We start from the raw sequence: 6826 nt of genomic DNA, 5'->3' as shown, positions 1-6826 counted from the left end.
GGAAGAAGTGCAGTTCACCTACCGCAAAATCACCTGGACCCACGAAGTATCCGGTACTTCGGGTTCCGATGACTGGCGTGCTCCAGTCGTTTAATTACGGCTGATCGTTACAAGCATCGGCCAGCTCTGCTGGTCGATGTTGTTTACGCCCCTCCAGAATTTCGCGTACGTTGACCCGCTTTTGCGGCCGTCGACGAGCGCCGCTGTACAGCACGAGGAACAAGGGATGTTCGCGCCGGCCAATGAAACTCACTTTGCCCTGACCATCGAAGGGCTCTCCGCCGATTTTCAGGTGTTTACCCTCACCGGCCGAGAAGCCATCAGCCAGCCCTTTGTCTTCGAGGTGGAACTGGTCAGTGAAAAACCGTCGCTGGACCTCGAGACCCTGCTGCACAAACCGGCCTTCCTGCAACTGTCACCCGACGGCAGCGGCATACACGGCCAGATCTACCGCGCCGCCCAGGGTGATTCCGGCAAACGCCTGACCCGTTATTCGGTAACCCTGCGCCCGCAACTGTCGTACCTGGCGCACCGCGTCAACCAGCGCATCTTCCAGAACCTCAGCGTGCCGAAGATCATCGGCATGGTTCTCGAAGAACACGGCATCCAGAGCAACGCCTACGAATTCCAGACCCACTCGATTTACCCCGAGCGCATTTATTGCGTGCAATACGACGAGTCGGATCTGCACTTCATCCAGCGCCTGTGCGAAGAAGAAGGTATCCATTACCACTTCCAGCACAGCGCCACGGCGCACAAACTGATTTTCGGCGATGACCAGACGGTGTTCCCGAAACTCCAACCCGTGGCCTATCAGCAAGACTCCGGCATGGTCGCCAGCAACCCGGTGATCAAGCGTTTCGACCTGCGCCTGGAAACCCGCACCAGCCGCACCACCCGCCGCGACTACGACTTCGAAAAACCACGCCTGACGCTGGAAAGCGAAAACCGTGGCGATGCCCTGCCCGACCTCGAAGACTACGATTACCCGGGCCGTTTCGTTGATCGCGAGCGCGGCAAACACCTGGCCAAACGCGCCCTCGAACGCCACCGCAGCGACTTCCAACTGGCTGAAGGCAAGAGCGATCAGCCGCTGCTGGTCAGCGGCCATTTTCTGGCCCTGACCGAGCACCCAAAAGCCAAGTGGAACGACCTGTGGCTGCTCACCGAAGTGCTGCACGAAGGCAAACAGCCGCAAGTGTTGGAAGAGTCGGTAACCAGCGACACCACCGCACTCAAAGACGATTTCCACCAGGGCTACCGCAACCGCTTCCAGGCCACCCCGTGGGACGTGCCCAACCGCCCGCCCCTGCGCCACCCGAAACCGCGCATCCTCGGCAGCCAGAGCGCCGTGGTCACCGGCCCCAAAGGCGAAGAAATCCACTGCGACCAGTACGGCCGCGTCAAGGTCCAGTTCCACTGGGACCGCGAAGGCCAGGCCGACGACAAAACCAGTTGCTGGCTGCGTGTCTCCAGCGCCTGGGCCGGCGCCCAATACGGCGGCATCGCCATCCCGCGCATCGGCATGGAAGTCCTCGTCACCTTCCTCGAAGGCGACCCCGACCAACCACTGGTCAGCGGCTGCCTGTACCACAAGGAAAACACCGTCCCTTACGCCCTGCCGGCGAACAAGACCCGCACGACGTTCAAAACCCTGAGCTCAATGGGTGGCAGCGGTTACAACGAACTGCGCATCGAAGACAAAAAAGGCCAGGAACAGATCTACCTGCATGCCCAGCGGGATTGGGACGAGAACATTGAACATGATCAGAAGATTCGGGTGGGCAACGAACGCCACGACACGGTTGAGCAGAACAGCTACACGGAATTCAAGGCCGAAGAACATCACACCGTTTATGAAGATCGCAAGGTTGAGGCGCAGGCCAATGATCACCTGACGGTTGGGGTGAATCAGCACATCAAGATTGGCACCGGGCAGTTCATTGATGCGGGGCAGGAAATCCACCTTGATAGCGGCATCAAGGTCGTGCTGGAAGCGGGAGCTGAGCTGACGCTGATCGGAGGGGGCAGCTTTATCAAGATCGACGCCGCTGGCGTTACCATGAGCGGCCCGGTGATCAACATCAACTCCGGCGGCAGCCCCGGAAGCGGTACTGGCGCTGCTGCGGTACTTCCTGTACCGCCCAAGCCGGCCGATACCGCACCGGTCGGGCAAACGCTGGGCAACGCACCGGTCAACACGGCCGCACCAAGAAAAACCAGCGAGAAAGGCAAAGAGGCGCTCATCGTAGACGTGTGGGGAGACCCGGATTTGGGCAGTCAATTGCAATTGTTGGGGCCAGAGGACAAGGCATGAGTGAGTTCAAGGACAAGTCCATTACCGAAGGGACGCGCAAGAAGACTGACTACGATAATGATCAGAAATCACGATTAGCACTAAGTGTTGATCGAATCGATGGCGGCAAGCTGCAAATCCCTATCATGGTGGACGCGAAGACCACCGAAGAGCTGGACAAGTACCAGCAAAACACCTTGCTTGCGATCACACCTCTCGCCCGCCTGCCGGGACACGACAAGCTCAATGAAACTCTTCAGGGCGGTGTACCACGTGCGGGACGCGTCTACGTTTTTCAGAACAACAAGGTGTGGCGTGAACTGGTCACCGACGGCAAAGGGCAACTGTCCGAAGTCGATTTAACCCATTGGCGTAAAGTCGCAGAAAAAAAAGGCAACGCCGATAAACGCGAGCCGGTGGGCGTCAAGCAGCAACTGATGCTGGTACCGATGTTCCTTCAAGGCCGCTTTGTCGGTCGACAGTTGAGCATGGCGTTCAGTGAAGTCTCATGGACGTGGGAATACATCACCTGGCTGGAAGAAGACCCAAACCGCATAAAGGCCCGTAGCCAAAATATGGCCTCCGCTTGGGCGGCAACAGCGGGTGAAACCACGCACTGGAAAGCTACTCAGATTCATCCCGCAACTCCGATCAAAAAACTGACCAAGGGTCTGCGCTCTCGGGATTTCAGCATTGAAGCGGCGATGGAAGATCCTGCTGAGTTCACTCCTGACTTTGCAGCATTCAAACCTGATTCGTTGATTCTGCAACTGCAACAACGTAAGGAAGAGCTGGCTCAAAAGATCAAACAGACACCTCCGCCGGCCCTCTCGGTCCTGGAGGCTGGAGAAGACCTGCTCGCTCAAAAAGGCCTACGTGATTATCCGCATCTGATTGGGATGATTCTTGATGATTCGTTGTTCGCTCTTCGTCATGCGACAGCACAAGTAAAAGAATGCGTCGACTATCTGCAAACCCTGAATGCTTTGGTTCCGCATCAGCCTCACGGGCGTTATGCGCAAGTTTTGTACAGCACATTGGCAGGTCCTATTGCTGAGCTGCAAGACAAAGTCGACCTACCCAAACTCCACACTGCTGTGTTTGAAGAACAACGTGAAAAATGCCGTGAAAAATTGGCAAAACGGCTGTCCATCCTCGTCGAGGTACTGGATAAACAACTCCAGCCAGTGCTTCTCGACTGGTGCTACAGAAAGGATGAAGGGTTAGTCGAACCCTATAGCTTGCTGACCCTGGCGCTTGATGCACTCAATCAAGTTCCTGAACGCAGCGACTCTATGTACACCGGCAAGGGTTATCCAGAGCTGACCAGTTCTATCAATCGACTCGTACAAAACTTGCTTCAAGGGCAGCACCCACTTGGCACACTGCTGCTGGCAGAAACTGCCGACCAACTGCCTGATTTGGTCAAGCGCTTAAAGTCTCTGCGCGAAGGTGGTCAGGCGCCGAAGCCAGAAACCATGGGATTGAGTACGCTGATGCTTACGGCATCACTGAACGGAGAAGTGGATCAACCCAGCGCCGGAAAAGGCTTTGCGTACTTTCTCGCCGACTTACTCGATAACTTCGGTGCCAGCGTCGTAGCCCAGATCGGTCGCTTGTCCCAGAACGCGTCCAAAATCCAACTGGATCGCTTATTTTCTCCAACATTCGTGACCCTCGCTGCGCTCTCACCGAAAATGGCCGAGATTAAGTTGATGCCTCAGGGACAGGCGCTAGCCCAAGATTTCGTAGTTATCGGTGTGCAAGGTGCGGGATTGCGTGGCGGACTTACTGATGTCGAACGCCAAGCCTTGACTCGCAAAAGCTACCGCTACGCCACCCTCCACGACCAGTCAGGTACAGCCGTGGGTAGTACCAGTCCACGTGGCTCGGAAACAAGTCGCCCGATGTTGCGCGATGTCACAGTCATTGCTATCCCCAAAGGACATGCAGACTTGGCAAACTACAGTGCATTCCGAGTTCGTTTCGGCGCCATGACCGAGACGATGGAAAAAACTAAAGCCGTACCTACGTTGATGGTGGCATTTGCGGCTTACAACCTGCTCGTCCAAGTAAACGCTTACGGAGACCTTCAATCCGGAGGTGAAAAATGGCGCGGAGCAGTGGGCGTTTTTAGTGCGATTGCAGATTTAACGGCAGCTTTGGGTAGTCATAGCAAACTATTGCTAGGTACAGCCTTTGAACAACAACTTACTAAACCCCGCTTCGATGTAAAAAAAATCTCTTCAAGCTGGGCAAAAAACCTCAAAATACAAACCGGCAGTTCAAAAATATCACTACTTCGAACTGCTGGGGGTGTCGCAACCCTTGTTGGAGCAATACTGAGCGGATGGGATAGCCAACGATCGCTGAAACAAGGGGACACAGATGCAGCCGCAGCTTACGGTATAGCCGCAGTTGGCGGCGGTATATGGGCAGCTTATGGTTTCGGAGTCGTTATTAATCCGTATGCGTTGGTTGTCGGCATGGCTCTGGCTATAGGAGGTACTATCGCTGCCAATCTGTTGACCGACAGTGACATGGAGATAGTGGTGAAAAAAGGCCCATTCGGTAGCCAATTTGCCGAAGCGGGAATGCTGGATCATGCTTTGGGCAATGGTCAGCGTTTTTCTCACTTGAAGGATCCGCAGGTTGCCTATCAGCAACTACTCGGCATTATCGGAAAACCACAAATATTCGTACAACGGTTGGCCGAATGGCGAAAAAAAGCACCCGTAGCGCACCGCAAGGCTTTAGAACAAGCGGATCATGATCGCTCGCCAATACCAACTTCGGGGCTTCAATGCGTTGTACCTCAGAAACAAGCCCTAGACGATCAGGACTGGGCTATAGTTCTCAGCTCTCCACTATTGTCAATGTTCGAGAATGCCAAGCAATTTCAATTGATCGCTCAAGAGTTCCAAAGTAGCTTGCGAATTAACGGTCTTTTCGACGTAAAACGCTACCATCGTGTACCCGCTGCAGCGCCTAAGGTAGCAGCGCTTTCGTTGGACTCGACTAGCGTGCTTTACATCGTCCCCGCAAGCTTACCCATAATTCAGCTTAGCCCCCTAGATCGTTATAATGTTCGGGTAACTCAAGGTTTAAAAATTAGTGCTCAGTTTGAATTAAGCTCAGATCAGCAAGACGAGCATTTGATTTTACCCCAGCCCAGCCCTAAAAACTGGTCAGCATTTTCACCGTCAAACCGTCGACTACCGCCAGACAATCTGCCTGTAAATGAAACACCCCCCTATTGGCAAATTGAAACCACTGAGTTCCCTGTATGACATTTAAATTGGACACTCCATATGCTGTAAGTGCATATTACAGCAACAACCAAGAAGCGTTGCCGCCACCCAAATCGGCACAAGACCTCAATCGTTCAGGTACCTTTGATACTCATCTTGCTTTTGGTCACTACGCATACCTAGAGCCAGAAATGGAAGTCACTGCCCAATTAGAGAGTAAAGAGCAGTCAGCATATCGCCGACAGCGGGAGACGGGACACACTGAAAATATATACTGCAGCGCGAGCCGCTGGCAATTTCAAAGCACCACTAAGATTCCACATCTACTATTTATACTTAAATTAATTTGTATCTCTTTCGTATCAGCTGTTTGGGGACTCGGAATAGTCACTGAGTTCGCCCCCAACACAGGGAGAAGCGATGTTAATGCGTTTTATATGTTAATTGGATGCATAGCTGTCGTGGCTGCCATGTATATTTCACTTGCGCTATTCATGAGTGGCAAAAAACTGGTGCATCAGATCCAAATCGGCGGTTTCGTAATTTTCGCCGGTACCGTTCTATGGAGATATGGTTCACTTTTTGGAACTGACAGCATGCAAGTTTGCCTCTGGCTAGGCACATTTCTTTATTTCGTAGCAACTGTCGGGACTGATAGCCTGCTGTGGCTGTACGGCAGAATGAGCACCCACGACGGAAGCGAGTTCAATCGCCTCGACGGAATGCTCCGCTTCAAGCGGCGTTTCCGTCGACTCTTCGTTGCACCTTTTGAAGAGTTTGACCCGGTGTTGCAACTGCTACCCAGCGGTTATGGTTCCCATGACTATGCCCTGTGGCTTCATCACCGCTACACCGACAACAAGATTTGTCTGGCCACCAAAGTCCACGCCCTGGGCCTCGACCAGCCGAATGCGCTGGCCTTCTGGGATTGCCTGCAACGTTACATGGACGTCACACAACCGCTGCCGGACCTGCCGGTGCTTGAGCAAAGTCGTCACCTGGACCCGGTAACCGCCGCCTACGACGTAAAAACCGGCCGTAACCCACGACGATGGCGAGATCAATCGGAAAAAGCCTGGCTGGCAACGGGCTCCAAAGCGCTGAGCAAGCAGCTCGAAGAATATCCATGGCAACAAAAACCATGCATTGTTAAAGCACGTATTGACCCATCTTTAACAATTGAGGCGTATTACCGATCCCAAGAAGCGAAAGGTATATTTGCCACCCCCAAGGCCGATGATTTTGATGATGTGCATCGGCCCTGAAGAGGTAGAGGTAG

The 6826-nt window shown here is 53.8% G+C and carries 3 protein-coding genes and 1 pseudogene; all 4 read left to right on the top strand.

The genetic code is table 11. The annotated features are described in order from the left end of the window. Window positions 1–94: pseudogene (locus ACIOU6_RS23790) on the top strand (type VI secretion system tube protein Hcp); the annotation flags it as partial. A gap of 132 nt (window positions 95–226) precedes the next feature. After that, the gene (tssI, locus tag ACIOU6_RS23785; RefSeq protein WP_401139061.1) at window positions 227–2317 is read left to right on the top strand and encodes a type VI secretion system tip protein TssI/VgrG; all 2091 of its coding nucleotides are present in this window, start codon (window positions 227–229) and stop codon (window positions 2315–2317) included. After that, window positions 2314–5586: a hypothetical protein gene (locus tag ACIOU6_RS23780; RefSeq protein WP_401139060.1), complete on the top strand. Its 3273-nt coding sequence runs from the start codon at window positions 2314–2316 to the stop codon at window positions 5584–5586. Before tssI ends, ACIOU6_RS23780 begins: the two co-directional genes overlap by 4 nt. Before the next feature lie 557 nt (window positions 5587–6143). Further along, the gene (locus tag ACIOU6_RS23775; protein WP_339496006.1) at window positions 6144–6812 is read left to right on the top strand and encodes a hypothetical protein; all 669 of its coding nucleotides are present in this window, start codon (window positions 6144–6146) and stop codon (window positions 6810–6812) included. Window positions 6813–6826 lie beyond the last annotated feature (14 nt).

This window comes from Pseudomonas sp. NPDC087615 (genome assembly GCF_044743445.1).
GTDB lineage: Bacteria > Pseudomonadota > Gammaproteobacteria > Pseudomonadales > Pseudomonadaceae > Aquipseudomonas > Aquipseudomonas baetica_A.
The sequence above is the reverse complement of the archived record's forward strand: the minus strand, read 5'-3'. Positions and strand labels throughout refer to the sequence as shown.